A 26120-nucleotide genomic window follows, 5' to 3' on the forward strand; every position below is an offset into this window, starting at 1 on the left:
CTAGCTGGTACCCAGAAACTGCGTGTAGGCCGGATTGTCGCTTTCCTCGACGTAAGCGTACCCCAGCGCATCAAGCGAGCGCCGGCATTCAGCCCATTCCTTTTTCGGTACCTGCAAGCCACACAGCACGCGCCCGTAAGCGGCGCCATGATTGCGATAGTGGAACAGGGAGATGTTCCAGCGCGAGCCGATCGCGCTGAGAAAGTCGAGCGCCGCGCCCGGACGTTCAGGAAACTCGAAGCGGAACAGGCGCTCGTTCTGCAGGCCCGGACAGCGGCCACCGACCATGAAGCGCACGTGGACCTTGGCCATTTCATTGCTGGTCATGTCGACGACGTCGTAGCCGTCCCCGCGCAATGTCGCCAGTACCGCTTCGCGCTGCTCGGCGCCTTCGGTGAGCTTGAGGCCGACGAACACATGCGCCGCACTGTCGGAGGCATAGCGGTAGTTGAATTCGGTGATGGTGCGCCGACCCAACGCCTTCAGAAACCGCTTGAACGAGCCCGGCTGCTCGGGGATCGTCACCGCCATCAGCATCTCGGCATCGTCACCCAGTTCGGCGCGCTCGGCGATATGACGCAAGCGGTCGAAATTGACGTTGGCCCCGGAGACGATTGCCGCCAGGGTCTGACCCTGCACGCCGTGCTGATGGACCCAGCGCTTGATTCCGGCGACCGCCAGCGCGCCAGCAGGTTCCGGCAGCGCGCGGTTGTCGTAAAAGATGTCACGCGTCGCAGCGCAGATTTCGTCGACGCTGACCAGCAGATAGTCGTCGACCAGATGCCGCGCCACACGGAAGTTCTCCTCACCGATCTGGCGCACCGCCACACCGTCGGCAAACAAACCCACGCTCGGCAGAGTCACGCGCCGACCCGCCTGCATCGCCGCGGCAAAGCAATTGGAATCGTCCGGCTCGACCGCAATCACTTTGATCGACGGCCGCACGGCTTTGATCCATGCCGCAACTCCCGCCAGCAGACCGCCGCCGCCGACCGGGACAAACACCGCATCCAGATCACCGCACTGCTCCAGCATCTCGCGCGCGATGGTGCCCTGACCGGCGATCACCTCAGGATCGTCGTAGGGATGCACCATCGTCATGCCCTTTTCCTCGGCCAGCTTGAATGCGTGCTCGCGGGCGTCGTCGTAGGCGTCGCCATGCAGGATTGCCTTGCCTCCCAGCGCGCGCACCGACTCGACCTTCAATGCCGGCGTCGTCCGCGGCATCACGATCCACGCCGTCAGACCGAGCCGCTGCGCCGCAAGTGCTACGCCCTGCGCATGATTGCCGGCCGACGCGGTGATCACACCGCGGGCGCGCTCGGCGTCGCTGAGCTTGGCGATACGGTTATACGCACCGCGCAGCTTGAACGAGTACACCGGCTGGGTATCCTCGCGTTTCAGCAGAATCCGGTTTCCGAGACGTTTGGACAGCTTGGACGCGTCTTCCAGCGCGCTGATGCGCGCAACGTCGTAGACCTGCGCCCGCTCGATGCGGGCGCGATACTGTTCAAGCAGCCGGGAGGTATCAGAGGCCGCTTTGGGCCGGGAGGGCGGATTCAAGGAACTGTCCAGTGGGTGTTGCGCAGGACGCGATGCCATATCATACCGCGCACTTTGTGCTTGCCTGGGATCCCGGATTTGTGACCGACGCTGACAGCGCCCCTGAAATCGCCTTTATCGGCGGCGGCAACATGGCCGCCAGCCTGATCGGCGGCTGGCTAGCGGCAGGACATGCCGCAGCCAGCGTGCGCGTGGTGGAACTCGACGCGGCACGCCGCGACGTGCTGAGCCGCGACTTCGGCGTGCAGACCTTTGCCGTGGCCGCCGACGCCGTCCGCGGTGCCGACGCGGTAGTCCTTGCGGTCAAGCCGCAACAGATGCGCCAGGCCGTCACCGGCCTGCAACTGGCGGCCGGCACCGTCGTCATCTCGATCGCCGCCGGCATCCGCCTCGACAGCCTGCGCAGCTGGCTCGGCGAACACCTCAGCCATGTGCGCTGCATGCCGAATACGCCCGCCCTGCTGCGCGCCGGCATCACCGGCCTGTATACCGCGGCCGACACGCCGGCCACCGCGCGCGCGCTGGCGCAGGCCGTTCTGGAGGCTGCAGGCAAATGCGTCTGGCTCGACAACGAAGCGCAGATCGATGCGGTCACCGCCGTTTCGGGCTCGGGCCCGGCGTACTACTTCCTGCTGACCGAAGTGCTGCGCGAGGCCGGTGAGGCCCTCGGCCTGAGCGCTGATATCGCAGCACAGCTGGCCAAGCAGACCTTCATCGGTGCGGCGCGCATGGCCGAGGGCGACACCGACGTCGCGGAGCTGCGCGCGCGCGTCACCTCCAAGGGCGGCACCACCGAAGCCGCTGTCGCTTCGCTTGAAAACTCGGGATTGCACGCCATCTTCGGAGCAGCGCTTGCCGCCGCCGCCCGCCGTGGCGCCGAGCTGGGCGAGCAGTTGAGTCGGGAGACCTGATGGGCGCGAACGCTTCAAACGCAGCACTATTTCTGCTGACCACGCTGTTTGATCTGGTGCTGTGGCTGTTCATGCTGCGCATCATCCTGCAGTGGGTCCGCGCCGACTTTTACAACCCGATCTCGCAGGGCATCTGGCGTGCAACCCGGTATCCGACCGACTGGCTGCGCGGCGTCATCCCGGCCGTCGGCAAGCTCAACACCGGCGCTGCCCTGGTGGTGCTGGCGATTGCCCTGATCTACGTCTACAGCGTGACCGGTTTGCTGGGCTTCGGCGTCTCGGTGCTGTCGGCAGTGTGGTTCGCCATCCTCAAGACCGGGGTACTGGCGGTCAATCTGTATACCTTCACGCTGTTTGTGCAGGCCATCATGTCGTGGCTCGGCCCCGGCGTGAACAATCCGGCCAGCAACATTCTGTGGAGCATCAATGAACCGCTGCTGCGTCCGGTGCGGCGGATCATCCCGCCGCTGTCGGGGCTGGATCTGTCGCCGTTGGCGGTGATCCTGCTGCTGCAGGTGCTGAACCGTCTGCTGCCGCTGCCGGGCATCTTCCGCTAGTGCGCGAGATGAGGACGGCCGACGTGCCTGCCGATTCGGTCGGGCTGGTCACCCCCCAGCGTGTCAGCATCGAACGTGCGCTGACCCTGGACTGCGGGCGCAGTCTGCCGCGCCACGATCTGATGATCGAGACCTACGGCACCCTCAATGCCGACCGCAGCAACGCCGTGCTGATCTGTCACGCGCTGTCGGGTGACCATCACGTTGCAGGCTTTCACTCGCTGGACGACCGCAAGCCTGGCTGGTGGGACAACTGCGTGGGCCCCGGCAAGCCGTTCGACACCAACCGCTTCTTCGTCGTCGCGCTGAACAATCTCGGCGGCTGCAAGGGTTCAACCGGACCCAGCACGCTCAATCCCGACACCGGCAAACCCTACGGGCCGGAATTTCCGCTGCTGACCGTTCGTGACTGGGTGCGCTCGCAAGCGATGCTCGCCGATGCACTGGGCATCGAGCAGTGGGCGGCCGTCGCCGGCGGCAGCCTTGGCGGCATGCAGGTGATGCAGTGGGCCATCGATCAGCCGCAGCGAGTGCGTCACGCGCTGGTGATCGCCTCGGCCCCGAAGCTGTCGGCGCAGAACATCGCCTTCAACGAAATTGCGCGCCAGGCAATCCTGTCCGATCCGGAATTCCACGGCGGGCACTTCTACGACTATGGCGTCATTCCGACCCATGGTCTGAAACTGGCACGCATGCTCGGGCACATCACCTATCTGTCCGACGACGCGATGCGCGCCAAGTTTGGTCGACTGCAGCGCGCCAACCAGTTCAGCTTCAACTTTGACGTCGAGTTCGAAGTCGAGAGCTACCTGCGCTACCAGGGTCAGTCGTTCGTCGATCGCTTCGACGCCAATACCTACCTGCTGATGACCAAGGCGCTGGACTATTTCGATCCGGCACGCGAGTTCGGCGACGATCTGGTCGCCGCATTCGCGCGCGCGCAGGCGCACTTTCTGGTCATCGCGTTTTCCAGCGACTGGCGCTTCTCGCCGGCGCGCTCGAAGGAAATCGTCAGCGCACTGGTCAAGGCCCGTCGCAGCACGTCCTATGCGCTGATCGACTCGCAGCTGGGGCACGACGACTTTCTGATGCCGATCCCGCAGTACCACCGCGTGCTGCACGCCTACCTGGATCGTGTTGCCACCGAGGTCGGCGCATGAATCCGTCCACCCCACCCGCATTGCGGCCCGATCTGGCGCTGATTTGCGACTGGATACGTCCCGGCTCGCACATCCTCGACCTCGCCTGCGGTGAAGGCACCCTGCTCGCACACCTCGCCGCACACCAGCAGGTCACAGGCTACGGCCTGGAGATCGACGACGATGAAGTCGCCCGCTGCATCGATGTCGGCGTCAACGTGATCCAGGCCGACATCGATGACGGTCTGCGCGATTTCGAATCCGGCTCGTTCGACTACGTGGTGATGACGCAGGCGCTGCAGGCGCTGCAACGTCCGGACGAAGCGATTGCCGAAATCCTGCGCGTCGGCAAGGTCGGCATCGTGACGTTCCCGAACTTCGGACACTGGCGCGTGCGCAGTGCGCTGGCCGCCGGCAAGATGCCGGTGACCCCGGCGTTGCCGGACATGTGGTACGACACCCCGAACATCCACCTGTGTACCGTCAACGACTTCGAAGCGCTGTGCAGTCAGCGCGGCTGGCGTGTACTGGCAAGACGCCTGCTCGATCGCTCGCACCAGGAAGGACTGCGCATTCGTCTGGCACCCAATCTGTTCAGTGAAGTGGCGCTGTACATGCTGCAGGCCCCGCAAGCCGCTGGAGAATCCCGATGAACCGCATCTCACGCTGGGCGTGGCTGCTGCTGATCTGCGCCTTCGGCGTGCATGCCGAACAGTTCGTCGATCAGGGTGACTACCGCGTGCACTACGCAGCGATCAACACCACCGAGCTGACGCCGCAGGTCGCGCGGCAGTTCGGCATCGATCGCACCCGCAACGAGATCCTGCTGGTGCTCAATGCCCAGCAGAAAATCGACGACCGCTATGTCCCGATCCCCGCGACCGCGAGCGGCACAGCAACAACCCTGCTCGGCCACCAGCAAACACTGGCTCTGCGCCCGATCCATGAGGCCGAAGTGCACTACGTCGTTGCGACATTTACGACGCTCGACGGCGAGTTCATGACGATCGAAGCGGACGTGTTGCCGCAAGGCAGCAACGCAACCATCCCTGTCCGCTTCAAGCAGCAGTTCTACCGCGACTGAGTCGCCGAACCGGCTTCAGCCAGAATCGATTCGATGCGCTGATCCTTTTCGGCCCAGAGCTGCGCGATCCAGGTCTGGAACTGCGCGCGGAACTCGCGATCGTTCTCGTAATCCCCGACATAGAGCGCGTGGGGAATCGTCAGCTTGCGCACTTCGACGATGACGTGCCGCACGCGCCCGCTCAGCAGAGCCCAGAATCCCTGGGCGCCACCGGGATAGACGATGGTGACATCCAGCAGGGAGTTCAGCTTCTCGCCCATGGCACCCATCGTGAATGCAAAGCCGCCGGACTTGGGCTTGAGCAGGTGCTTGTAGGGTGACTGCTGCCGGGCGTGCTTGGCCTGGGTAAAGCGCGTGCCTTCGAGAAAATTCAGGATCATTGCCGGCTGATTGCGAAAGTTTTCGCAGGCCTTGCGCGTGGTTTCCAGATCCTTGCCCTTGAGCGCAGGATTGCGCGCGATCTGTTCCTTGGTGTGGCGCTTCATGAACGGGAAGTCCAGCCCCCACCACACCGGGCCCAGAATCGGCACCCAGATCAGTTCCTGCTTGATGAAGAACTTGAAGAACGGTGCGCGACGGCCGAACGCACGCATCACCACCACAATGTCATTCCAGCTCTGATGGTTGGCGCAGACCAGATACTGACCTTTGGGATCGAGCTCGGCATCAATGCGGATGTCCCACTTCACCGCAAGCAGGACATCCACCAGCATGGAATTGAACACCGCCCAGGTCTGTGCGAGCCAGGCGGCAATGCGAGAGACCCAGTCCCGCACCGGGCCGCGCGGCAGCAGCAGCTTCACGAAGATGCAGACATAGACCGGTATCGACCAGAACACGGTGTTGCAGATCAACAGCGACAGCATGATGACGCCGATCAACGGCGCTGGAAGAAATTGCAGCATGTTTATCCCCTAGGAATCTGCACGCGGAGTATCGACGTTCCCAAGCGGTGACGGGCCTCGCGCGTTACGGCGACGTACTGACACTGGCCGCGGCGCGCACCGCTCCGGTCTGATCGTAGACTTCGACGGTGTCGTAGCCTCCGGGCGGCAGCTGCACCAGCACGCAGGGGCTGGTGATCATCTGCGTCGTCATCGCCCCCTGGGCCGGCGCAAAGAAGGTGGCATACAGCTTCAGGACACTGTCGACGCGGGTCGCATCGCCGCTGACCGCGATGCCGTAGCCACCCGTGTGGCGCTGCCCCATCTGGATCAGGGCATAGCGCCCCGGCTGCAGCGCGCTCGGATGCAGATCGATGCCGGTGCGCTGCTGCCACTGCGCCACCGCGTTGCCGGAAGCAAACACCTGCAACGCCGCATCATCGGATTCGTCCGAGCACAGCTGCGCCCGGCCCACCTCGTCAACGCTGACGCTTTCTCCCCGGGCAAACCACTGACTGGCTCCGCACCCGCTCAGCAACACCGCGAGAGCACTGATCGCCATTCGTTTCATCGTCAATCCGGTTTCCTTGTCGTTCATCAGTCGGCATCCTCCAGCACCATCGAAGCGCCTTTCTCGGCGATCATCGTCGTCGGCACATTGGTATTGCCACCGACCAGAGTCGGCATGATAGACGCATCGATCACGCGCAGACCTTGCATGCCGTGCACGCACAGTCGCGCATCAACAACCGCCTGCGCGTCCGCGACCGGCCCCATCTTGCAGGTCCCGACAGGATGGTAAAGCGTCTCGGTATGCTCGCGCAGCCACTGCCGCAATTCGTCATCGGTCTGCAAATGCGCCCCGGGCTCCAGCTCGCCCGCATGATGTTCGGCAAATGCCGCCTGCGCCAGAATTTCTCGCGCCTTGCGGATCGCAACGAGCAGCTGATCCAGATCGCGCGGATCTTCGAAATGGCGCGGATCGATTTCCGGCGGCGCCATCGGATCGGGGCTGGCCAGTCGGATCTCGCCACGCGAGTACGGACGCAGATCACAACTCAGGATCGAGAAAGCATAAGTTTTCAGCAGCGGCCGCAGATCGAGCCCATGATGCGCGTTGGCCAGCGGAACAAAGTGCATCTGCAGATCCGGCGCCGGCAATTGCGGCTGCGAGCGGATGAAGCCACCGGACTCGGCGATATTGCTGGTGAGCTCACCGCGACGACCGAACAGATAACGGAGCAAGGCCCACAGCGATCGTGGTAGCGACAAGGGATGCAGCGATAACGGCAGCCGCCGCCGCGAGCGCACGCTGACCAGTGCATCCAGATGATCCTGCAGGTTGCTGCCAACCCCGGCCAACACCTTGACCGGGTGGATGCCGTGGCGCCGCAGTTCGGCCTCCGGTCCGACTCCGGACAACAGCAGCAGTTGCGGCGAGTTGACCGCACCGGCAGACAACAGAACTTCGCGCCGTGCCAGCACCTCACGATAGACGCCGTTGGCGAAGTAGCGCACACCCACCGCGCGTTTCCCGTCGAACAGCACGCGGGTCGCTCGCGTTTCGGTCAGGATCCGCAGATTGTCGCGACCTGCGGCATCGCGCAGATAGGCACGCGCGTTGCTGCAGCGTTCACCATCGATCTGTGCGACGTGGTAGTAACCGAAACCGTCCTGCTGCGCGCCATTGAAATCGTCGTTGCGTGCGTGTCCTGCTTCCTGTGCTGCACGCAGGAAGACATCCGACAGCGGATTGTGATGACGCAACTGCGCAACGTTCAGCGGTCCGCCCTGCGCATGGAACGCATCGGCCGCTCCGGCCTCGTAGTTCTCCAGCGCCTTGAAGTACGGCAGCACCTCACGGTAGCTCCAGCCCGGATTTCCCAACGCGGCCCAATGATCGTAGTCCCAGGCGTTGCCGCGCACGACACACATCGCGTTGATTGCCGAACTGCCGCCCAGCGTGCGTCCACGCGGCCAGTACAGCGAGCGATTGCCCATCTGTGGCTGCTGCGTGGTCCAGTATTGCCAGTTGTAGAGCGACGATCGCAGCAATGCCACCAGCCCAGAAGGCATGCGGATCATCGGACTGCGGTCCGGCGGGCCGGCCTCCAACAGACACACGCGATAACGGCCAGACGCAGACAGGCGATTGGCCAGCACACAGCCGGCTGAACCCCCGCCCACCACGACGTAATCGAACTCCAAATCCCAACTCCCGTGACCGACCCCTGCCGGCATTCTTGATAGTGCCCGTTGACCGACTCCGCGCGAATCGACGCCGCCTGGCGCATACCGATTCAGACACGCTTCGGCCAATGCTAACGTAGCAACATGGACAAGTCCCCAATGCACGCCGCCCCAACGATACCGATAACGCAGCTGGATGCGGCGACCCTGCTGTCTGCATTGATCGCCGACGGCCTGATCAGCGCTTCCACCGGCCAACGCATACAGTCCGGCCTGCGCAACATCGCCAACCAGCATCCCGTCAGTGCGATCGCGGCGCTGCAGCCCGAAGATGCCCGCAACGCCGGACGCACGCTCAGCATCGAGGCGCTGACGCAGTGGTTCGCGGCGCGATGCGGCCTGCCCTACGTGCGCATCGATCCCCTGCACATGAACGTCACCCAGGTGACCTCGATCATGCCGTACCCCTACGCAGCGCGCGCGCGCATTCTGCCGATTGCGGTGCGCCCCAATGAAGTCGTGATTGCTGTCGCTGACCCTTTCAAACGCGATTGGGAAGCTGATCTGGCACGACTGATCTCGCAGCCGATCCGGCGCGTTATCGCCAATCCCGAGGACATCGATCGTTATCTGGTCGAGTTCTATGCCCTGGCTCGCTCGGTCAAATCCGCCGAGACTCAAAGCGACAAGGCCGGTTCCGGCGGCGTGCAGAACCTCGAACAACTGACCCAGCTGGGGCACTCCGGCAAGCTGACCGCCGACGACCAACACATCGTCGCGATCGTTGACTGGCTGCTGCAGTACGCCTTCGAGCAGCGTGCCAGCGACATTCACCTGGAACCACGCCGCGAGTTTGCGCAGATCCGCTTTCGCATCGATGGCGTGCTGCACGATGTCTACCAAGTGCCGGCGGGCATTTATGCCGCGGTCTCCAGCCGCATCAAGATTCTCGCGCGCATGGATGTCGCCGAGAAACGCCGGCCGCAGGATGGCCGCATCAAGACGCGCACACCCGGCGGCAAGGAAATCGAATTGCGTATTGCCAGTCTGCCAACCGCGTTCGGTGAAAAGCTGGTGCTACGCATTTTCGATCCGGATGTACTGGTCAAGGATTTCGCCGCGCTTGGCTTTTCAGAGCACGATGCGGCGCGCTGGCGCGAGCTGATCAAGCAACCCAACGGCATCATTCTGGTCACCGGACCAACCGGCTCCGGCAAGACCACAACGTTGTACTCCACGCTCAAGCAGCTGGCCACCTCGCGAGTCAACGTCTGCACGATCGAAGACCCGATTGAGCTGGTCGAACCGGCGTTCAACCAGATCCAGGTGCAGCCCGGCATCGACCTGACGTTTGCTGCCGGCGTACGCGCACTGATGCGCCAGGACCCGGACATCATCATGGTCGGCGAGATCCGCGATCTGGAAACGGCGGAGGTTGCCGTGCAGGCAGCACTGACCGGACACCTGGTGCTCGCCACGTTGCACACGAACGACGCGCCGTCTGCGATCACACGGTTGCTCGATCTGGGGGTTGCCTCATATCTGATCAAATCGACACTGCTCGGCGTGGTCGCACAGCGTCTGGTGCGCACCCTGTGTCCGCATTGCAAGGAAGCCGTTGCGATCGACCCCGCGGAGTGGAAGCTGTTGACGGGCGGCTGGAGCGTGAAACAACCGAGTCGCATGTTCCGCGCCATCGGCTGCCTGGAATGCCGCGAGACCGGTTTCCTGGGACGCACCGGCATCTACGAGATGCTGACAATGACCCCAGCATTCAGGACCTTGATCACTGACTCCGCCGACCCGGCCCGCTTGCGTGAAACCGCGATCCGCGACGGCATGCTGCCGCTGCGCCTGTCCGGCGCGCAGAAGATCGCACAGGGCCTGACGACGCCGGACGAAGTGCTCAAGGTTGCGCCGCCGGCGCTGCTGCGCAGCGCCACCTGAACTCGTATGCCTCTTGAATCGGTGACCTCCGGCCCTAGATACGGTGTCGAGACATTGAACCGATTCTGGAGGCTGTTATGAATATTGTTCGCCATGATCCCTGGGGCTTTCGCCGCGATCTGCTGGATGAAGTCGGCCGCCTGTTCGAGCGCAGTGCCGAGGCCTCCAGCGGCGCCACCGCGGACTGGATTCCCGCTGTCGACATCGAGGAATACGCCGACCGTTTCGTGCTGTTCGCCGACGTTCCCGGCGTCGAACCGTCCAGCATCGAGATCACGCTGGAGCGCGGCGTGCTGACCCTCAGCGGCAGCCGTGAGCAGGCGGTTGAGAATTCGGGAATCGAACGTCGCCGCAGCGAGCGCGCCAGCGGCAAGTTCCTGCGCCGCTTCGTCCTGCCGGATACCGTCGACGGCGATTCAGTCACTGCCAGCGGCAAGCACGGAGTTCTGGAGGTCATCATCCCCAAACGTGCACAGGCGCAGGCCCGCAAGATCACCGTCAATCACTGATGGTTACCGGAAACGGGGCGCCAACTGGCGCCCCGTTTTGTTACATCCCCGCGTGAGCGAATCTGCCGCAAAGCTCCAACCGGATCACCGGTCCGGCACACGCCTGGACTGATTTTGAGCCCGACCGCTTCCGGGCCCTTGCCCCAGGGATCAACCGCATGGGCGTCAGGCTTCCGGACGCTTCATACTTAGCGGACTTGGGCTGTCTGTGACGGGTGCAAGGAAGGTCTGCGGCAGCTGTAGCGAGCAAGCGACACCGCACGACGATTGTCGCCGGATTCAGACCTGTCAGCCCCATCTTGCGACGGCAGTCGATGCCCCCATTTATGATGGTCGCTAGTGCAATCGCGACGATACGTGAGTATCCGAGCCTGGCGACAGAACGGCTCTGTCGGTCAGCTTGTCTGGCAGTTATTTTTTAAATCAATCGGTTACGGTAAGTCGCTTTGGAATACAAAGACTATTACAAGGTACTTGGTGTGCCGCGCTCGGCAGACGCGGCCGAGATCAAACGCGCGTATCGAAAGCTCGCGCGTCAGTTCCATCCTGACAAGAACGCAGCCAAGGATGCTGAAGCGAAATTCAAGGAGATCAACGAGGCCAACGAGGTCCTGAGCGATCCCGAGAAGCGCAAGGCCTACGACGCCCTGGGTGCAAACTGGAAAAGCGGCCAGAACTTCCAGCCCCCCCCGGGTTGGAACACCGGCTTCAGTCAGGGCCGCAGCCGTGGCGCCAGCGATTTTGGCGGTGGCGGATTTTCGGATTTCTTCTCGCAGCTGTTTGGCGGCGCCGCCGGCATGGGCGGCATGGGCGGTGGCATGCCAGGCGGCGGCGCGCGCATGGGCGGCGCCCATTTCGGCAACTTCCACGACATGACGATGGATGAGCCGCCCGCGGATACCCGCGCGCGCCTGGCCATCTCGCTGGAAGACTCCTTCAACGGCGCACAGAAGCAGATCAACGTCGGCGGACGCACGCTGAGCGTTCGCATTCCCAAGGGCATCACTGCGGGCAAGTCGATCCGACTGGCCGAGCAAGGCCAGAACGGTGGCGCCCTGCTGCTGGAAGTCGAGTTCGCACCGCATCCGCGCTTCGAAGTCGAAGGTCGCGACATCTACTTCACACTCAAGGTGGCGCCATGGGAGGCCGCGCTGGGCGGTCGCGTCCCGGTGCAGACTCTGGGGGGTTCGGTTGAACTGACTCTGCCTGAAGGCAGCCAGAGCGGTCGCAAGATGCGACTCAAGGGCCGCGGCCTGCCCGGTCATACCGCTGGCGACCAGTACGTGACCTTGCAGGTCGTCACGCCGCCGCCGGCAAACGACGAAGACCGCAAGTTCTACGCTGAAATGCGCGAACGTTTCGCATTTGATCCACGTCAATCCTGATCGGGGCGGCAGCACGGATACTGCGCTCCGGCCCGACCAAGATCAGGAGATCACGCAATGAAGGCAAATGTAGGCGGTATTGATCGCATCCTCCGCGTCAGCGTGGGCGCGGCACTGATTATCTGGGCGCTGGCTGGAGGCCCGATCTGGGCTTGGATCGGCATCGTGCCGATGATGACTGGCATGTTCCGCTTCTGCCCGCCATACGCTCTGTTTGGCTTCAGCACCTGCAAGCTCGAACAGAAGAACTGACACCACACTGAGCGCTGTTTGCCCAACGCCGCGAGCTCTCGCCGGGCCGCGGCGCTGGGTCAGTTGTTTTCCGGCAAATCCAGCGTGGCGTCTTCGCCGTCTTTGAGCGTCACCGTTGTCGGCTCGACAAAACTCAAGGCGTCCGGCGTCAGCGGGTTATCCAGATTGGCCTGACAGGTCAGCGCCAAAACATATTTGCCGCCGTCCAGCCCGCGCAGCTCATACCGGTATCCAGAGCCGCTGTGCTTGACTGCAGCAGCCGCCACCGGCTGGAACGCCGAGCCGCTGGCGGTGTTGTAGTCATCGAACACGTCGGTCTGCTCCGGAAACGCGTAAACCGCACGCCCTCCGTCATCATCCGAACACCCGCTGGCTTCAGCCAGACTGGCGTCAACTGAGCCCGAAACCGAAGCTCCCTGATCGGACTCCGCCGCACGCAGCGCAGGCCGAAACAACTGGTCGCCCGCCGCACGCACCAGCGATACCGAAAACGGCAGCTCCAGCGTCAGCAACACGCTGTAATTTTCGTCCTGACTCACCTTCAAATCGATCGGCGCAAAACTCGTGGTCCCCAGCGTCACCGGCGCCGATTCACCGTTGATGCGCTGGAAGCGCGCGTTGTTGGCCACTTCGCTACTGCTGAGGATCAAGCGCACACCGTCATACGTGTTCTGCGGCAAGCGATCGTCCGATACCAGCGCGACCGACTGCCCATCGCGGGCATCGAGCAGATCCAATTTGCGAGAGTTGCTGAACCGCAACTGCGCAGTACCGCCGCTGACATTACGAAACTCGATGCCGTCGACCGGCAGACTCGCGACGTCGAAGACGTCTGCACCGGACACCGTCAAATCAACCGCGACCGTGCCGTCGCAGCCGCTCAGACCCAGCGCGATCGCCAACAGCGCAATTCCACGCCTCAACCCGGAGCCCTGTGCAGTCACATGCATTGCCTGCGCCTAGCGCTGCGCTTCACGGTGGTAGCGGGTCGCCACCTCGACTTCGTTCTTCGAGCCGAGGAACACCGGGACGCGCTGGTGCAATTCTTCCGGCTGGATTTCCATGATCCGCTGCAACCCATTGGTCGAAGCCCCACCCGCCTGCTCGACGATGAAACTCATCGGATTGGCCTCGTACATCAGCCGGAGCTTGCCCGGCTTGCTTGCATCCTTGGTGTCGCGCGGATAAATGAAGATGCCTCCGCGCGACAGAATGCGATGAACGTCAGCAACCATCGACGCCACCCAGCGCATGTTGAAATCCTTGCCACGCGGTCCGGTCTTGCCCGCCAGCAGCTCCTCGATATAGCTGCGCATCGGCGGATACCAGTGCCGCATGTTCGACATGTTGATCGCGAACTCCTTGGTGTCCTCCGGAATCCGCATATCCCGTTCGGTCAGGATGAACGAACCCAGTTCGCGATCCAGTGTGAACGCGTGGGTGCCGTGACCGACCGTCAGCACCAGCATCGTGCTCGGACCGTACACCGTATACCCCGCCGCCAGCTGCGCCGTACCCGGCTGCAGATAATGCTCGGCGGTTGGCTCGGTCACACCCTCGGGACAGCGCAGCACCGAGAAGATCGTGCCGACGCTGATGTTGACATCAATATTGCTCGATCCATCCAGCGGATCGAACAGCAGCAGATAGTTGCCCTTGGGGAAGGCATTGGGAATCGGCACCGGATGCTCTTCTTCCTCTGACGCGCAGCCGGCCAGATGGCCGCCCCATTCATTGGCCTCGATCAGGATTTCGTTGGACAGCACATCCAGCTTCTTCTGCGCCTCGCCCTGGATGTTGCCGGTCCCGGCATCGCCCAGAACCCCACCCAGCTCACCCTTGCTGACCGCATGCGAAATCGCCTTGCAGGCCCGCGCCACAATCTCGATCAACAACCGCAGATCCGCATTGATCTGCCCCGCCCGCTGCGCCTCGATCAGGAAGCGCGCCAAGGAAACCTGTTTCATCCGTCAATCCTCTCACCAGTGCGCGAATTGTCGCGACTGCAGCCGGGATTGCAAGGGTGACAGCGAACCCATCCCCTTCCGGCAGGGATGGATCAACGCGGAGGCCTCAGCGTTTGGCCGCCAAGCCCAGCAGAAAATCCGGCACCCAGGTCTGCCATGGGCGGCGTCGGATTTCCTCACTCTCGGGCAGCAGACGCACATTCATGGCTGTGGGCTGGCGCCGCAGGGACGGCGGCAGGCTCTCAACCGGAATTCTGACATTCAGATACTTGCGGTCGGCGGTGAGCTGGACGGCGAACGGCAGGGTGTCGTACATGCGGTGCTCCTGGCGGAAACTGGATGGGCTCAGTGTGCACAGGGACAGGCTCATAAGCTGAGCCTTGCGCGCAGCTTTTTGATCCCTGCTCCCGACTTGCTCCGCCGCCAGCGGGACATTGCGGGACGGGCGTATCCCGCGGCATCTCGATCCGCGCCTGGCGGCGCTACTCGATGCGAACGGATTTTTTGGGTGGGGAGTCTGACGGCGCTGCTCGATGGGAACGGAAATTCCCGGACTTCGCGGAATCAGTCTGTCGGGATGTTCCGGTACAAGGCACTCGCCTGCTCGAGCCGGCGCGCGACAGCGATACGCAACGTGACGGGCGCCATGACTTCAACGTCGGGGCCGTAGCGCAGGATGTCGAGAATCAGTTCATCGTCGCGGTGATACGGCACGGAGAGTTCGTAGCTGCCGTTCTGCAGCCAGATGCCCTGCTGGTGCGGATGCCATTGCTCGACCGCAACCCAGCGTGCGCGCTGGGGCGTGAAGCGCAGCACGGCGGTCGCACTAGGCGCTCCGGAGAAGATGCCGTAGGAGCCGCCGAGTTCATCATTGAGCTGGTCGGCATCGACATCCTGTGCCGCGGCCTCCAGCGTCTCGGCACTCTGCACGCAATCCAGCGCAAAGGTGCGCAGGCCGTTTGAGCGGTGGCACCAGGCGTCCAGATACCAGTTGTCGCGGTAGTGGGTGAGCCGCTGCGGTGACACCTCGCGCGTGCTGCTCTGCACGCTGGCACGCGACAGGTACTCGATCTGCAGGCGCTTGCGCTGCAGCACTGCCGCCGCGACCGTGGCGAAGTGCTTGCCCGGCGGACGCGCGGCGGCACGCAGCAGCCGCAGGCGCTGGGCATTGTCGACCGACAGACCCTGCGAGGTCAGGATCTCGTTGAGGCGATCCCGCAAGGGCGCCAGCGCATCATCGAGCAGGCCGGGCTGAAACGTGGCCAACAGCTGTTGCAGGGTCAGCAGGCTCTGCAGCTCCTCGGCACTGAACCAGAAGCCGGGCAGCTCGTAGGCTTCGTCGGTATAGCGATAGCCGCGCGGTTCGCGCGAGGTTTCCAGCGGGGCATTGAGAATGTCGCGCAGGTAGGCGAGCACGCGGTTGGTGGTGGCGCGGGAGCATTCCAGCTCCTCCTGCACGCGTTCGAACGGCACCGGATAGCGCGAGGCCTTGAGCAGGCGATGCAGCCGATAGACGTGTTCAAACGATTTCATATGGCCTTAGGCTAACGCACCTTGCACTTTTCGACAGAACTCCATGCCAACACTCAACCCCGAATACGTGACGAAGCTGATCGATGTGGTCAACACCGGCGACTTCCCTTCGCACATCGACTTCAAGCTGCGTTCGATCGCCGAGGATCATTGCACGGTCTCACTGGAAATCGCGCGCAAGCATTTCCAGCCACTGGGCATCGTCCATGGCGGCGTAATCGCAACCTTGATCGACACGGCAACATTCTGGGCCGGCTTCATGCGGCTGCCGGAGGATTCCGGCCTGGTGAACGTCGACCTGAAGCTGAACTACCTGAAAGCGGTGGCGGGTGGCTCGCTGCTGGCCGAGGGCCGCTGCCTGCGTCCCGGACGTCAGATCAGCTATGCCGAAACCAGTGTCTACAACGAGAAGCGCGAGCTGGTCGCGCACGGCACCTCGACGCTGATGGCACTGCCCGGCAAAGGACTGCAGCTGGGCGTGGCCAAGTTCCTCGACTGAGGCCGCCCGCACTCCTTTCCAGGCATAAAAAACCAGGGCCCCGTTTCCGGGGCCCTGGCGATCACACTTGAAACGGTGTGAGACAGCTTCTTACATCATGCCGTCCATGCCGCCCATGCCGCCCATGCCGCCCGGCATGCCCGGCTCGTCCTTCTTCGGCAGCTCGGCCACCATGGCTTCGGTGGTCAGCAGCAGGCCGGCGACTGAGGCTGCATTCTGCAGCGCCATACGCGTGACCTTGGCCGGATCGATGATGCCCGCTTCGATCATGTCGACGAACTGGCCGGTGCCGGCGTTGTAGCCGATCGAACCCTTCGACTCCTTGACCTTGTTGACGATCACGGACGGCTCTTCGCCGGCGTTCTTGACGATCTGGCGCAGCGGCTCTTCGATCGCACGCTTGAGGATGTTGACGCCAACCTGCTGCTCAGCCGTCGCAGCCTGGAAGTTTTCCAGCACCTTCTGCGCACGGATCAGCGCGGTACCGCCACCCGCCACGATGCCCTCTTCGACGGCTGCACGGGTTGCGTGCAGGGCGTCTTCGACGCGGGCCTTCTTTTCCTTCATGGCGATTTCGGTGGCAGCGCCCACCTTGATCACGGCAACGCCGCCCGACAGCTTGGCCAGACGTTCCTGCAGCTTCTCGCGGTCGTAGTCGCTGGTCGAAGCGTCGATCTGCGCACGGATTTCCTTGACGCGCGACTGGATCTTGTCCTTCTTGCCGGCGCCGTCGATGATCGTGGTGTTTTCCTTGTCGATCTGCACCTTCTTGGCGGTACCCAGATCGGTCACGGCAACCTTTTCGAGCGACAGGCCGAGCTCTTCGGAGATCACCTGGCCACCGGTCAGGATCGCGATGTCCTTGAGCATTTCCTTGCGGCGGTCACCGAAGCCCGGCGCCTTGACGGCAGCGACCTTCAGGATACCACGCAGGTTGTTGACGACCAGGGTCGCCAGCGCTTCGCCTTCGACGTCTTCGGCAATGATCAGCAGCGGCTTGCCCTGCTTGGCCACGCCTTCGAGGATCGGCAACATCTCGCGGATGTTCGAGATCTTCTTCTCGGTGATCAGGATCAGCGGGTTGTCGAGTTCGACCTGCTGGCTCTGCGCGTTGTTGATGAAGTACGGGCTGAGGTAGCCGCGGTCGAACTGCATACCTTCGACCACGTCCAGCTCGTCGGCCAGACCGGAGCCGTCTTCGACGGTGATCACGCCTTCCTTGCCAACCTTGTCCATCGCCTCGGCAATGCGCTCACCGATCGACTCGTCGCTGTTGGCGGACACGGTGCCGACCTGGGCAATCGCCTTGCGGTCCTTGCACGGCTTGGAGACCTTCTTGATCTCGGCGACGACGGCTTCGACAGCCTTGTCGATGCCGCGCTTGATTTCCATCGGGTCATGGCCGGCGGCGACCGACTTCAGGCCTTCGTTGACGATCGACTGCGCCAGAACGGTGGCGGTCGTGGTGCCGTCACCGGCTTCGTCGGAGGTCTTGGAAGCGACTTCCTTGACCAGCTGCGCACCCATGTTCTCGAACTTGTCCTTCAGCTCGATTTCCTTGGCGACGGACACACCGTCCTTGGTCACCGTCGGAGCGCCGAACGACTTGTCGAGCACGACGTTGCGGCCCTTCGGACCCAGCGTGACCTTGACTGCATTGGCCAGAATGTTGACGCCGGCCACCATGCGGGTACGCGCGTCATCACCAAACAACACTTCTTTGGCTGCCATCTTGAATTCCTCGTTAATCTTTATTGGTCATTCCCGCGACTGCGGGAACCCAGAAATTTGCGTGCATCGGAGGGTCGGAACGGGATCCTCGCGGCTGCGAGGTGCGCCGGCCCGGGCACGGTTTACTTGGTGAACACCGCCATGATGTCGTCTTCACGCATCACCAGCAGATCTTCGCCGTCAACCCGCACTTCAGAACCCGAGTACTTGCCGAACAGCACGACATCACCCTTCTTGACGTCCAGTGCGATCAACTTGCCTTCGTCGGTCTTCTTGCCCTGACCGACTGCAATCACCTCACCCCGCACCGGCTTTTCGGCAGCGGCGTCCGGAATGATGATGCCACCGGCTGATTTCTTCTCTTCCTCCAGACGCTTGACGATCACGCGATCGTGCAAAGGACGCAGCTTCATATGTAAATCTCCCGATAGGTCAACAAGTTAGATTCATCCATTGGGAGTGCGCCAGTCGTCTTCGTGGCAACTGTTAGCACTCTCCACCAGAGGCTGCTAATTGTTGGGGACGACGTTTCGCGATTCAAGGGGTTTGCGTGAATATTCAGCGACAAACACCGAATCCGGTGCCCGAAACCGGCCTGCTCGCCGCGCCAGACGGCTGTCACGCACTGTAAATGACGTCCAACGACGACAGACGTGGCAACCGATTCCGATTGACTTCGCCCGTTGTCGCTCCTTTCGAATGAAACTCATGCGATGATGCCGGCTTTCCGACGAACGCGGCTGAGTCCTTGAATAAGCAACCGAAATCTCCCTCGGCGCAGCGATCGTCGTGCTACCGGACATCCCCGTAATGGGTCCGGCAGGGTGGTACGCCACGCCAATCCGCAAAGCAGCCTCACTGCGCAGCGCCCACCCCGCCCAATGAATTTACTGGCCGAACTACGGCGTCGTAACGTCATCCGCATGGCCGGGCTGTATCTGGTGGGGGCCTGGCTGCTGGTGCAGGTCGCGGACACGGTACTGCCGGCATTTGCGGTGCCCGAGTGGGTCCTGCGCGCGGTAATCCTGGTCATGGCGATCGGTTTCGTGCCAGCGCTGGTGTTCGCCTGGGTCTTCGAATTGACGCCGCAGGGGATCAAGCGCGACGCCGACGTTGATCCGGCGCAATCGATCGGCCCGCAGACCGCACGGCGGATGGAACGAGTCACATTGGCGCTGCTGGCATTGGCGGTCCTGTACTTCAGCGTCGACAAGTTCGTTCTCAGCCCCTCCCTGTCGTCGATGCCCTCGGATGAGCAGGCCTTTGCCCCCCAAGCAGCGGCAGCCGCAACTGCCGCGCCCAGGGACAAGTCCATCGCCGTCCTGCCGTTCGAGAACCTCAGCGAAGACAAGGCCAACGGCTATTTCGCCGACGGCGTGCAGGACCAGATCCTGACCGGACTGGCCAAGATTGGCGCACTCAAGGTGATCTCCCGCACCTCCACCCAGCGCTATGCAAGCCGCCCGGACAATCTGTCCCAGATCGCGCGGGAGCTGGGCGTGGCCCACATTCTCGAAGGCAGCGTGCAACGCGCCGGCAACCGGGTTCGGATCAATGTGCAGCTGATCGATGCCGCCAGCGATTCCCACCTATGGGCCGACACCTACGACCGCACGCTTGATGACATCTTCGCCGTTGAAAGTGAGGTGGCTCAGAAAATCGCCCAGTCGCTGGCGGCCACGCTGACGCAGGGAGAACTGATCGCACTGGAGCAAAAACCCACCGAGAATCCGCAGGCCTATGCCGCCTACCTGAAGGCCCGGGTGCTTGCGGCCCAGGTCGCGGGCTCACGATCGCACCTCGACGAGACTCTGGCGGCGTACCGGGAAGCGGTCCAGCTCGATCCCGGATTCGCACTCGCCTGGGCCGAGTTGGCACGTATCGCCCTTCTCGCCGGATGGACCGGCGTGGATCCCACCGGCGCTCTGAAGCAGGAAGCACAGCAGGCCATGGCCACGGCGACCACACTGGCCCCCAATGCGCCGCAGGTCGAAATGACGCGCGCGATCGACCTGTACTACGACAAACGCGACTTTGCCGGGGCCTACGCCGTGATCAATACCGTCAAGTCCGCGTTGCCCGGAGATGTTGAGGTCTGGGCCTATTCGGGCTTTCTGGCCCGCCGCCTGGGGCTGTGGGAGGCCGCCGTCGCGGATTTCAAGCAAGCCCACGCCATTGCGCCGAACGACCCGGACATGCCTTATCACCTTGGCGTGACATTGGGGGGCATTGGCGACTGCAGAGGAGCGATCACCGAGTTCGATGCCAGCATCGCCTTGCAGCCGGACAATCCGTCGGCATTTTCGGTCAAGCTGTTGTGCCTGTGGAAACTGGGCGATCTGTCGCAGATCGACCGCGTGCTGTCACAAACCTCCGAAGACTTGCCTATTTATTCGGCGCTCAGAGGCATCCAGGCGTTCTATCACCGCGACTACTCGGGCGCATCGCGTTTGCTGCGCGACGCTATCGCCAGCGACCAGGGCACTCAGTCCGACATGTCCTTCAGCGGCTATATTCCGGCCGCTATCGACTGGCGACTGCAACTCGGCGTCATTGAGCAGCGCGCCGGCCATGCCGAGGCCGCCCAAGCAAGCTTCGTCGAGGTCCGCGCTGCTGCGACCGATGCGCTGGCCAGGACCACCAACAGCCGCTACGTGGAAATCGCCTGGCGTGCGGCCTTGGGCTTGTCGCTCGCCGGCCTGGGCGAGGCAGAGTCCGCCGCTACGGAAGGCCGTCGCGCGGCCGCGATGTTGCCCGAGTCGGAAGACCGGCTCGAATCCGTGACCTGGCAATATTATCTGGCGCAGATCTATGCAATGAATGGCAACGCTGCAGATTGCGTGCCGCTGCTCGCCCATTTGCTGAACACGCCCGCCGCCTTCCTCGGTGTCGCGCAGTTGCAGTTCGATCCGACCTGGGATCTGGTCCGCAATGACCCCGCCTTCAAAGCACTGATCTCGCAGGCCCAGACAACGACAGAGCGCGCACCGTGAGCTTCTTCAGCGAACTGCGCCGCCGCAACGTCATCCGCATGGCGGGCCTGTATCTGGTCGGCGCGTGGCTGATCATGCAGGTCGCAGAAACCCTGCTGCCTATCTTCCAGACCCCCGACTGGGTCCTGCGGACCCTGGTCCTGGTCCTCGCGCTGGGCCTGATTCCGGCTCTGGTCTTTTCGTGGCTGTTCGAGTTGACGCCCGAAGGCTTCAAGCTGGACAGCGACGTTGCACCTTCGCAGTCCATAGCGCCGCAGACCGCGCGCCGGATGGATCGGGCGATCATCGCCGCACTGACGCTGGCCCTGGTCTATTTCTGTATCGACAAATTCGCGCTGACGCCGCACCAGGATGCGTCGCCGGAGGCCGAGGCCACATCGACTACCGATGCGCACTCCATCGCCGTGCTGCCCTTCGTGAACATGTCAGGCGACGTCGACAACGAATATTTCTCCGACGGCATCAGTGAGGAAATCCTCAACGTGCTGGCAGGCACGCCGGAACTGCAGGTCGCGGCGCGAACCTCATCCTTCTCGTTCAAGGGCAAGGCGATGGAAGTGCCCGACATCGCCCGCGCGCTGAATGTGCGCATGGTGCTGGAAGGCAGCGTCCGCAAACAGAGCACCAGTGTCCGCATCACTGCGCAGCTGATCGACGCGAAAACCGGCTTTCACCTGTGGTCGCAAACCTTCGACCGCAAGCTGGAGGACATCTTTGCGATCCAGGACGAGATCGCCCGGGCCATCGGCGCCGCGCTCAAAGTCACCATCGGCAATGCCACAACTGCCGAGCCACATGCCAGCGCTCCCAAAGACATCGCCGCATACGATATGTTCCTGCGCGGCATGGCCTTGTGGCACACCCGGGGCGAAGACAATCTCTGGGCCGCAGTCGATCTGTTCAAGCAGGCGGTCGCCGCTGATCCGGTATTTGCGCAGGCCTACGCCGGTTTGGCCCTCGCTTACACCATCCTGCCGGCGTACAGCTCCAGAATTTCCTGGGATCAAGGCCTGCAGCATTCGGACGAAGCCGCATTGCGCGCCCTGGCGCTGGACCCCAGCCTGCCGGAGCCTTTCGCGGCACTGGGCAATACCTCCACGGTGCGCCTGCAACGTGAAAACAGCATCGCGCTGCTGCGGCGCGCGGTGATGCTGCGCCCTTCGTCCGCCGCGGCCCATCATTGGCTGGGCAATGCGCTGGCGTCCGCGGGCAATCTGGCCGAAGGTCTTGCGGAACTGGAACGCGCATCGGTGCTCGATCCCCGCTCCGGCGTGATTGCGGAAAACCATGCCTATAGCCTGCTGGCCGCAGGACGCATCGCTGATGCGAGGGCCCGTTGCCAGGCGCTGCTGGACATCATTCCGGACCACCCGAGCTGCCTGCAGTATGTGGCGCTCGGAAACCTGCTGCTCGGCGAGTATGGGGCGGCAGACGCGACGCTGGCGCAGCTTGCCGCCACGTTCAAACCCGCCGGAACAGGCGGTGCGCATGAACTGGTCGAGGCACTGGCCGGACGCGCCGATCGGCGCACCGTGGCGGAGCGCATGGCGGCGCTTCCGCCCAGCAGCAATCTGTCGGCAGACAGTGCCAATCTGATGGAAGACCACGTCATCGCCGCGATTCTGATGATGCTCGGCGAACCGGAGCTGGCGCTGAGCTACACCGAACGCCTCGCCAGCGTCCCTGGAAACGTCATGGACTGGGCGGTCATGCTGCCGATGATGGACCCGATCCGTTGCGAACCACGCTTTCGTGCGGTGATCGAGAAACTGAAAACCCATGACCCTTACGTCGCAACGGTCTGCCCAGCAGCGAGCACTGTTGAGCGATGAAGCATGCGCAGCACCCCACAATGAGCTCAGCAACACGAAGTCCTGGGGCCGGCCGGGCACAAAAAAAAGCGGCCCAGACCTCGGACCGCCATCCCCCTACCCCCTACCCCCAACACTGGCTTCTTATGCCGACGTAGCCCCCCCGGACTGACGTACAGCGACCGCACCGGCTCCCATCGGAATCGCCATGCGGCGATAGACATCCGATAACAGCCACAACGGTCCGACCAGCAAAAACTGCAAATCCTTGAAGAACGACGGACGCGCGCCCTCCACATAGTGACCAACGAACTGCCCAATCCAGGCCAGCACAAACAGCCCCCCGGCCCAGAAGATCATCTGCGCTCCAAGCGCGGACTCCAGGACCAGAACCCCGGCGTAGGCCACGCCGAAAATCAGCACCATGCCAATGCCCAGCTGCCACGACAGACGGAAGTAATAAGCCAGCACCAGGAGCCCGACGACCGTGGTGACATTGATCACGTCAGTCCCCACCGGAATCAGCTTCAGCGCGCATGCAATCGAGAATACGATTGGCGGAATGCAGATCCAGTGCAACAGCTTGTTGGTGGGGTTGCGATGGCTTTCCGAATACTCGTTGAGCCAATCCCTGAGCGTTTTCATGATCCTCCAGCGCGACGAATTCTTATGGAACCGGTTCGTACGTCTGGCAGTATGCACACTCGATCGCGCTTGAGCCCATAGTAAAAAGCGCTTAAAACCATCACGATGCCAACATCAAAAGCAGCCGAAACACTCGACCCCCTCGATCCTGTCATCGCGCGCCTGTACCGCTTTGCGCTATCGGTGACTGCAGAAGACTATCGCGGCTGGGCCTTGCAGCAGCTGCAAGCGCTGATTCCGCACGACGGCGCGCTGTGGGGCAGCGGCAGCGCGGCAAAGCTGAAATTTCACACGGTGACGGTAACCGGGCTGCCGCCCGAATTTCCGCAAACGCTGGAAGCCACTTCCAAGATCAATCCGATCGTTCCGGAAATCCTGAAGCGCCTGGACACGCCGGTGGACATGACCAGCGTCATGCCGGACGAAGCGTTCTTTGGCTCGGAGCTGTATCGCAAAGCGTTTGCGCCCTATGGCATCAGCCGCATCCTCTCGACCGGGCACCTGGACCCGCGCACCGGGATGTATTCCCTGCTGACCCTGTATCGCAAGGATCGCAACCGCCCGTTCACCCCGCTGGAATGTGAACGCCAGCAACGCGCCACCTTTCATCTGATTCAGGCCGGCTCGCACGCATTCTTTCTGCATCTGGCCAAGGCGCGCGCCGAGTATCCCGCAGGCGCCGCTGCAGCGGTGATCGACCATACCGGCGCCTTCCACGAGGCGACCGTGCGTTTTCTCGACCTGCTGGAGGAACACTTCCCGCAGCGTCCCGCCAACGGTCTGCCGTTTGCGATTCCGGAACCCGGCACCACAGCTGCGTGCGGCGATCTGATGATCCGCTGTGACACGCTGGGCGACTTGCTTCTGCTGGTAGCCTGGCCGGCCGGCCCGCTGGACCGGCTGACCGCACGCGAGCGTGAGATCGTCAACTGTGTGGCCCAGGGTCTTTCGTTCAAGCAGGCCGCAAAGAAGATCGGCGTTGCCCCATCCACCGTGGCGAATCACCTGTATCGCGTCTACCGCAAGCTTGGCGTCTACAGCCGCACCGAGCTGGCCTCGCTGGTGCATCCGCAGCCGCAATCACCGGACTGATTCATCCGGTGCAGCGCATGACGGTCGAGGTTCCGCGCTGGCAGGCACTGTGGGCACGCTGGCGCCACGGTGTAGCGCTGCTGAGCTTTGGCGCCGGCATCGGCAGCTTCCTGCTGATCCAGCGCCAGGAGCGCGTGGCACAGGCCCTGGTGTTCCTGCTGCCGCTGTCGTGGCTGCTTGCTTTCGCCGAGCCCGCGCTGCAACGACTGGCCGAACGCAAGGCAGCACTGCGACTGTCACCGCTGCTCGCCGGCTACCTGACCCAGGCCCTGCATCAGGAGTCACTGTTCTTCACCTTGCCATTCTTCATTGCAACGGTGACCTGGAATTCATCGCAGACAGGGTTCATCGTGCTGATGACGGCGCTGGCGCTGGTTTCGATCATCGACCCGCTGTACTACCGTCACGTGCTCCCGCGTCGCGCACTGTTGTGGAGCTTCCATGCAGTCGCGGCGTTCGTCACGGTTCTGACCGCCGCGCCGATGCTGTGGCAGCTGACCACCACGCAAAGTCTGCTGATGGCGCTGGCGATGATGGGCACCTTGAGCCTGCCAGTGTGGTGGCAGCTGCTGCGCCTGCCGAGCGGCCGCCGCGCACTGCTGACGGCCGCCGCCGCAGTCACCTTGGTGTGGGCGCTGTGGCAACTGCGCGCAGCGATCCCGCCGTCGACCCTGCGCGTGACCCGTATCGTCGTCACCGACCATGTCGATCCGGCGCAGAAGGAACCCGGAGATGCGCTGACGCGACTGCCGGTGTCGAGCTTGAGCAACGGTCTCTTTGTCTGGAGCAGCATTCACGCGCCGCGCGGACTGCATGAGCGCATCGAGCACCGCTGGCTGCATAACGGCACGCTGGTCGACGTGGTTCCACTGGACATTGCAGGAGGCCGCGAGGCCGGCTACCGCGCGTGGTCACGCAAGCAATCGTTCGGCGACGATCCTCGCGGCGCCTGGGAAGTACGCGTGGCCACGCAAAGCGACCAGCTGATTGGCGTGGTCCGCTTCCGGGTCGACTGACCTGCCTCAACGGATGCCTGGCGAGGCGGTGCTAGACTGCGGTCCGCTCATGATCCACCTCATGAAATCCGCTATGAAATCCATTGATGTCGGCACCTTGCAGCGCCAGATGGGTGAAGGCGCTACGACGCTGCTGGACGTCCGCAACGCCGACGAGCTGGCCATCGCGGCGTTGCCCGGTGCGCGCCATATCCCATTGGACCAGCTGATGGATCGCATGGCTGAATTAAACCCTGCGGCCCCGATCGCCGTCCTATGTCATCACGGGATGCGTTCCCATATGGCGGCACTGATGCTGTTGCGCGCCGGATTCGAGGACGTGTCCAATGTCGAAGGCGGGATCGATGCCTGGTCATTGCGGATCGATCCCGCCGTTGCGCGTTACTGAATACCGAATAAATCAAGAATCCGT

26 protein-coding genes are annotated in these 26120 nt (G+C 63.0%); 15 read left to right on the forward strand and 11 right to left on the reverse strand.

Annotation, left to right across the window (positions count from 1 at the left end):
• Window positions 1-1602, reverse strand: coding sequence for a threonine ammonia-lyase, biosynthetic (gene ilvA, locus E4T66_RS13330; RefSeq protein WP_136849547.1), 1602 nt, complete (start codon window positions 1600-1602; stop codon window positions 1-3).
• Here ilvA and proC point away from each other — a divergent pair.
• The 5 genes from proC to E4T66_RS13355 are packed head-to-tail and all read left to right on the forward strand — an operon-like array spanning window position 1596 to window position 5254.
• A complete protein-coding gene (gene proC / locus E4T66_RS13335; RefSeq protein ID WP_136849548.1) occupies window positions 1596-2474 on the forward strand; it encodes a pyrroline-5-carboxylate reductase in 879 nt (292 codons plus the stop codon). The two genes, ilvA and proC, sit on opposite strands and share 7 nt — an antisense overlap.
• Window positions 2474-3031, forward strand: a complete 558-nt coding sequence (locus E4T66_RS13340; RefSeq protein WP_136849549.1) for a YggT family protein — start codon at window positions 2474-2476, stop codon at window positions 3029-3031. Before proC ends, E4T66_RS13340 begins: the two co-directional genes overlap by 1 nt.
• Window positions 3032-3039: 8 nt before the next feature.
• Window positions 3040-4191, forward strand: coding sequence for a homoserine O-succinyltransferase MetX (metX, locus tag E4T66_RS13345; protein WP_136849550.1), 1152 nt, complete (start codon window positions 3040-3042; stop codon window positions 4189-4191).
• On the forward strand, window positions 4188-4823 hold the full coding sequence (gene metW / locus E4T66_RS13350; protein ID WP_136849551.1) for a methionine biosynthesis protein MetW: 636 nt from the start codon (window positions 4188-4190) through the stop codon (window positions 4821-4823). The genes metX and metW overlap by 4 nt, the downstream gene beginning before the upstream one ends.
• Complete coding sequence (locus E4T66_RS13355) at window positions 4820-5254, forward strand: DUF4426 domain-containing protein (RefSeq protein ID WP_136849552.1); 435 nt, start codon at window positions 4820-4822, stop codon at window positions 5252-5254. The genes metW and E4T66_RS13355 overlap by 4 nt, the downstream gene beginning before the upstream one ends.
• Here the strand turns inward: E4T66_RS13355 and E4T66_RS13360 are convergent.
• The 3 genes from E4T66_RS13360 to E4T66_RS13370 form a co-directional block, all read right to left on the reverse strand.
• Window positions 5242-6159, reverse strand: coding sequence for an acyltransferase (locus E4T66_RS13360; RefSeq protein WP_136849553.1), 918 nt, complete (start codon window positions 6157-6159; stop codon window positions 5242-5244). The two genes, E4T66_RS13355 and E4T66_RS13360, sit on opposite strands and share 13 nt — an antisense overlap.
• Before the next feature lie 64 nt (window positions 6160-6223).
• Window positions 6224-6736 (reverse strand): protease complex subunit PrcB family protein, encoded by a 513-nt coding sequence (locus E4T66_RS13365; protein WP_136849554.1) that lies wholly within the window; start codon window positions 6734-6736, stop codon window positions 6224-6226.
• Window positions 6736-8346 carry a GMC family oxidoreductase gene (locus tag E4T66_RS13370; protein WP_211242911.1) on the reverse strand — a complete coding sequence of 537 codons (1611 nt, stop codon included), beginning with the start codon at window positions 8344-8346 and terminating at the stop codon, window positions 6736-6738. The genes E4T66_RS13365 and E4T66_RS13370 overlap by 1 nt, the downstream gene beginning before the upstream one ends.
• Window positions 8347-8472: 126 nt before the next feature.
• Here E4T66_RS13370 and tfpB point away from each other — a divergent pair, with 126 nt between their 5' ends.
• The 4 genes from tfpB (at window position 8473) to E4T66_RS13390 (ending at window position 12421) form a co-directional block, all read left to right on the forward strand.
• The gene (gene tfpB, locus E4T66_RS13375) at window positions 8473-10275 is read left to right on the forward strand and encodes a type IV pilus assembly ATPase TfpB (protein ID WP_136849556.1); all 1803 of its coding nucleotides are present in this window, start codon (window positions 8473-8475) and stop codon (window positions 10273-10275) included.
• Between the two features lie 77 nt (window positions 10276-10352).
• Window positions 10353-10784, forward strand: a complete 432-nt coding sequence (locus E4T66_RS13380) for an Hsp20/alpha crystallin family protein (RefSeq protein WP_136849557.1) — start codon at window positions 10353-10355, stop codon at window positions 10782-10784.
• A gap of 446 nt (window positions 10785-11230) precedes the next feature.
• A complete protein-coding gene (locus E4T66_RS13385) occupies window positions 11231-12169 on the forward strand; it encodes a DnaJ C-terminal domain-containing protein (RefSeq protein ID WP_136849558.1) in 939 nt (312 codons plus the stop codon).
• Window positions 12170-12226: 57 nt separating this feature from the next.
• The gene (locus E4T66_RS13390) at window positions 12227-12421 is read left to right on the forward strand and encodes a YgaP family membrane protein (protein WP_136849559.1); all 195 of its coding nucleotides are present in this window, start codon (window positions 12227-12229) and stop codon (window positions 12419-12421) included.
• A gap of 59 nt (window positions 12422-12480) precedes the next feature.
• Here E4T66_RS13390 and E4T66_RS13395 read toward each other — a convergent pair whose 3' ends face one another.
• The 4 genes from E4T66_RS13395 to E4T66_RS13410 all read right to left on the reverse strand — a co-directional run bounded on the left by E4T66_RS13395 (window position 12481) and on the right by E4T66_RS13410 (window position 15921).
• A complete protein-coding gene (locus tag E4T66_RS13395; RefSeq protein ID WP_136849560.1) occupies window positions 12481-13371 on the reverse strand; it encodes a DUF4382 domain-containing protein in 891 nt (296 codons plus the stop codon).
• A 9-nt stretch (window positions 13372-13380) separates the two neighbouring features.
• Window positions 13381-14388 carry a class 1 fructose-bisphosphatase gene (locus E4T66_RS13400; protein ID WP_136849561.1) on the reverse strand — a complete coding sequence of 336 codons (1008 nt, stop codon included), beginning with the start codon at window positions 14386-14388 and terminating at the stop codon, window positions 13381-13383.
• Window positions 14389-14494: 106 nt separating this feature from the next.
• Complete coding sequence (locus tag E4T66_RS13405) at window positions 14495-14704, reverse strand: hypothetical protein (RefSeq protein ID WP_136849562.1); 210 nt, start codon at window positions 14702-14704, stop codon at window positions 14495-14497.
• A gap of 248 nt (window positions 14705-14952) precedes the next feature.
• Window positions 14953-15921: a helix-turn-helix transcriptional regulator gene (locus E4T66_RS13410; RefSeq protein ID WP_136849563.1), complete on the reverse strand. Its 969-nt coding sequence runs from the start codon at window positions 15919-15921 to the stop codon at window positions 14953-14955.
• Between the two features lie 43 nt (window positions 15922-15964).
• Here E4T66_RS13410 and E4T66_RS13415 point away from each other — a divergent pair, with 43 nt between their 5' ends.
• Complete coding sequence (locus E4T66_RS13415) at window positions 15965-16420, forward strand: PaaI family thioesterase (protein ID WP_136849564.1); 456 nt, start codon at window positions 15965-15967, stop codon at window positions 16418-16420.
• Between the two features lie 90 nt (window positions 16421-16510).
• Here the strand turns inward: E4T66_RS13415 and groL are convergent, their stop codons facing one another.
• Both groL and groES read right to left on the reverse strand, forming a co-directional pair.
• Entirely contained in the window at window positions 16511-18151 is a 1641-nt protein-coding gene (gene groL, locus E4T66_RS13420; RefSeq protein WP_136849565.1) for a chaperonin GroEL, read from the reverse strand.
• Window positions 18152-18273: 122 nt separating this feature from the next.
• Window positions 18274-18564: a co-chaperone GroES gene (gene groES / locus E4T66_RS13425; protein WP_136849566.1), complete on the reverse strand. Its 291-nt coding sequence runs from the start codon at window positions 18562-18564 to the stop codon at window positions 18274-18276.
• Window positions 18565-19032: 468 nt separating this feature from the next.
• On the opposite strand from groES, the gene E4T66_RS13430 reads away from it, so the two are divergent.
• Both E4T66_RS13430 and E4T66_RS13435 read left to right on the forward strand, forming a co-directional pair.
• The gene (locus E4T66_RS13430; RefSeq protein WP_136849567.1) at window positions 19033-21144 is read left to right on the forward strand and encodes a hypothetical protein; all 2112 of its coding nucleotides are present in this window, start codon (window positions 19033-19035) and stop codon (window positions 21142-21144) included.
• On the forward strand, window positions 21141-22976 hold the full coding sequence (locus tag E4T66_RS13435; RefSeq protein ID WP_136849568.1) for a tetratricopeptide repeat protein: 1836 nt from the start codon (window positions 21141-21143) through the stop codon (window positions 22974-22976). The genes E4T66_RS13430 and E4T66_RS13435 overlap by 4 nt, the downstream gene beginning before the upstream one ends.
• A 123-nt stretch (window positions 22977-23099) precedes the next feature.
• On the opposite strand, the gene E4T66_RS13440 is transcribed toward E4T66_RS13435, so the two are convergent.
• Window positions 23100-23600 carry an Mpo1 family 2-hydroxy fatty acid dioxygenase gene (locus E4T66_RS13440; RefSeq protein ID WP_136849569.1) on the reverse strand — a complete coding sequence of 167 codons (501 nt, stop codon included), beginning with the start codon at window positions 23598-23600 and terminating at the stop codon, window positions 23100-23102.
• Window positions 23601-23705: 105 nt separating this feature from the next.
• Here E4T66_RS13440 and E4T66_RS13450 point away from each other — a divergent pair, with 105 nt between their 5' ends.
• From E4T66_RS13450 to E4T66_RS13460, 3 genes are all read left to right on the forward strand, one after another.
• Complete coding sequence (locus E4T66_RS13450) at window positions 23706-24692, forward strand: helix-turn-helix transcriptional regulator (protein WP_136849570.1); 987 nt, start codon at window positions 23706-23708, stop codon at window positions 24690-24692.
• Window positions 24693-24709: 17 nt separating this feature from the next.
• Entirely contained in the window at window positions 24710-25708 is a 999-nt protein-coding gene (locus E4T66_RS13455) for a DUF5924 family protein (protein ID WP_136849571.1), read from the forward strand.
• 73 nt (window positions 25709-25781) lie between these two features.
• A complete protein-coding gene (locus E4T66_RS13460) occupies window positions 25782-26096 on the forward strand; it encodes a rhodanese-like domain-containing protein (RefSeq protein ID WP_136849572.1) in 315 nt (104 codons plus the stop codon).
• The last annotated feature ends 24 nt before the right edge of the window (window positions 26097-26120 follow it).

Origin of the sequence: Sinimarinibacterium arenosum (assembly GCF_005047655.1) — a bacterium.
Taxonomy (GTDB): domain Bacteria; phylum Pseudomonadota; class Gammaproteobacteria; order Nevskiales; family Nevskiaceae; genus Solimonas.

Bases quoted from the DNA above. Each gene is read 5' to 3' on its own strand.
- groES (WP_136849566.1), bottom strand. From the start codon at position 18,564: ATGAAGCTGCGTCCTTTGCACGATCGCGTGATCGTCAAGCGTCTGGAG.
- E4T66_RS13440 (WP_136849569.1), bottom strand. From the start codon at position 23,600: ATGAAAACGCTCAGGGATTGGCTCAACGAGTATTCGGAAAGCCATCGC.
- E4T66_RS13390 (WP_136849559.1), top strand. From the start codon at position 12,227: ATGAAGGCAAATGTAGGCGGTATTGATCGCATCCTCCGCGTCAGCGTG.
- E4T66_RS13430 (WP_136849567.1), top strand. From the start codon at position 19,033: ATGAATTTACTGGCCGAACTACGGCGTCGTAACGTCATCCGCATGGCC.
- E4T66_RS13410 (WP_136849563.1), bottom strand. From the start codon at position 15,921: ATGAAATCGTTTGAACACGTCTATCGGCTGCATCGCCTGCTCAAGGCC.
- metW (WP_136849551.1), top strand. From the start codon at position 4,188: ATGAATCCGTCCACCCCACCCGCATTGCGGCCCGATCTGGCGCTGATT.
- E4T66_RS13365 (WP_136849554.1), bottom strand. From the start codon at position 6,736: ATGAACGACAAGGAAACCGGATTGACGATGAAACGAATGGCGATCAGT.
- E4T66_RS13360 (WP_136849553.1), bottom strand. From the start codon at position 6,159: ATGCTGCAATTTCTTCCAGCGCCGTTGATCGGCGTCATCATGCTGTCG.
- E4T66_RS13400 (WP_136849561.1), bottom strand. From the start codon at position 14,388: ATGAAACAGGTTTCCTTGGCGCGCTTCCTGATCGAGGCGCAGCGGGCG.
- ilvA (WP_136849547.1), bottom strand. From the start codon at position 1,602: ATGGCATCGCGTCCTGCGCAACACCCACTGGACAGTTCCTTGAATCCG.
- tfpB (WP_136849556.1), top strand. From the start codon at position 8,473: ATGGACAAGTCCCCAATGCACGCCGCCCCAACGATACCGATAACGCAG.
- E4T66_RS13380 (WP_136849557.1), top strand. From the start codon at position 10,353: ATGAATATTGTTCGCCATGATCCCTGGGGCTTTCGCCGCGATCTGCTG.
- proC (WP_136849548.1), top strand. From the start codon at position 1,596: ATGCCATATCATACCGCGCACTTTGTGCTTGCCTGGGATCCCGGATTT.
- metX (WP_136849550.1), top strand. From the start codon at position 3,040: ATGAGGACGGCCGACGTGCCTGCCGATTCGGTCGGGCTGGTCACCCCC.
- E4T66_RS13355 (WP_136849552.1), top strand. From the start codon at position 4,820: ATGAACCGCATCTCACGCTGGGCGTGGCTGCTGCTGATCTGCGCCTTC.
- E4T66_RS13405 (WP_136849562.1), bottom strand. From the start codon at position 14,704: ATGTACGACACCCTGCCGTTCGCCGTCCAGCTCACCGCCGACCGCAAG.
- E4T66_RS13455 (WP_136849571.1), top strand. From the start codon at position 24,710: ATGACGGTCGAGGTTCCGCGCTGGCAGGCACTGTGGGCACGCTGGCGC.
- E4T66_RS13460 (WP_136849572.1), top strand. From the start codon at position 25,782: ATGAAATCCATTGATGTCGGCACCTTGCAGCGCCAGATGGGTGAAGGC.
- E4T66_RS13340 (WP_136849549.1), top strand. From the start codon at position 2,474: ATGGGCGCGAACGCTTCAAACGCAGCACTATTTCTGCTGACCACGCTG.
- E4T66_RS13415 (WP_136849564.1), top strand. From the start codon at position 15,965: ATGCCAACACTCAACCCCGAATACGTGACGAAGCTGATCGATGTGGTC.
- groL (WP_136849565.1), bottom strand. From the start codon at position 18,151: ATGGCAGCCAAAGAAGTGTTGTTTGGTGATGACGCGCGTACCCGCATG.
- E4T66_RS13395 (WP_136849560.1), bottom strand. From the start codon at position 13,371: ATGCATGTGACTGCACAGGGCTCCGGGTTGAGGCGTGGAATTGCGCTG.
- E4T66_RS13450 (WP_136849570.1), top strand. From the start codon at position 23,706: ATGCCAACATCAAAAGCAGCCGAAACACTCGACCCCCTCGATCCTGTC.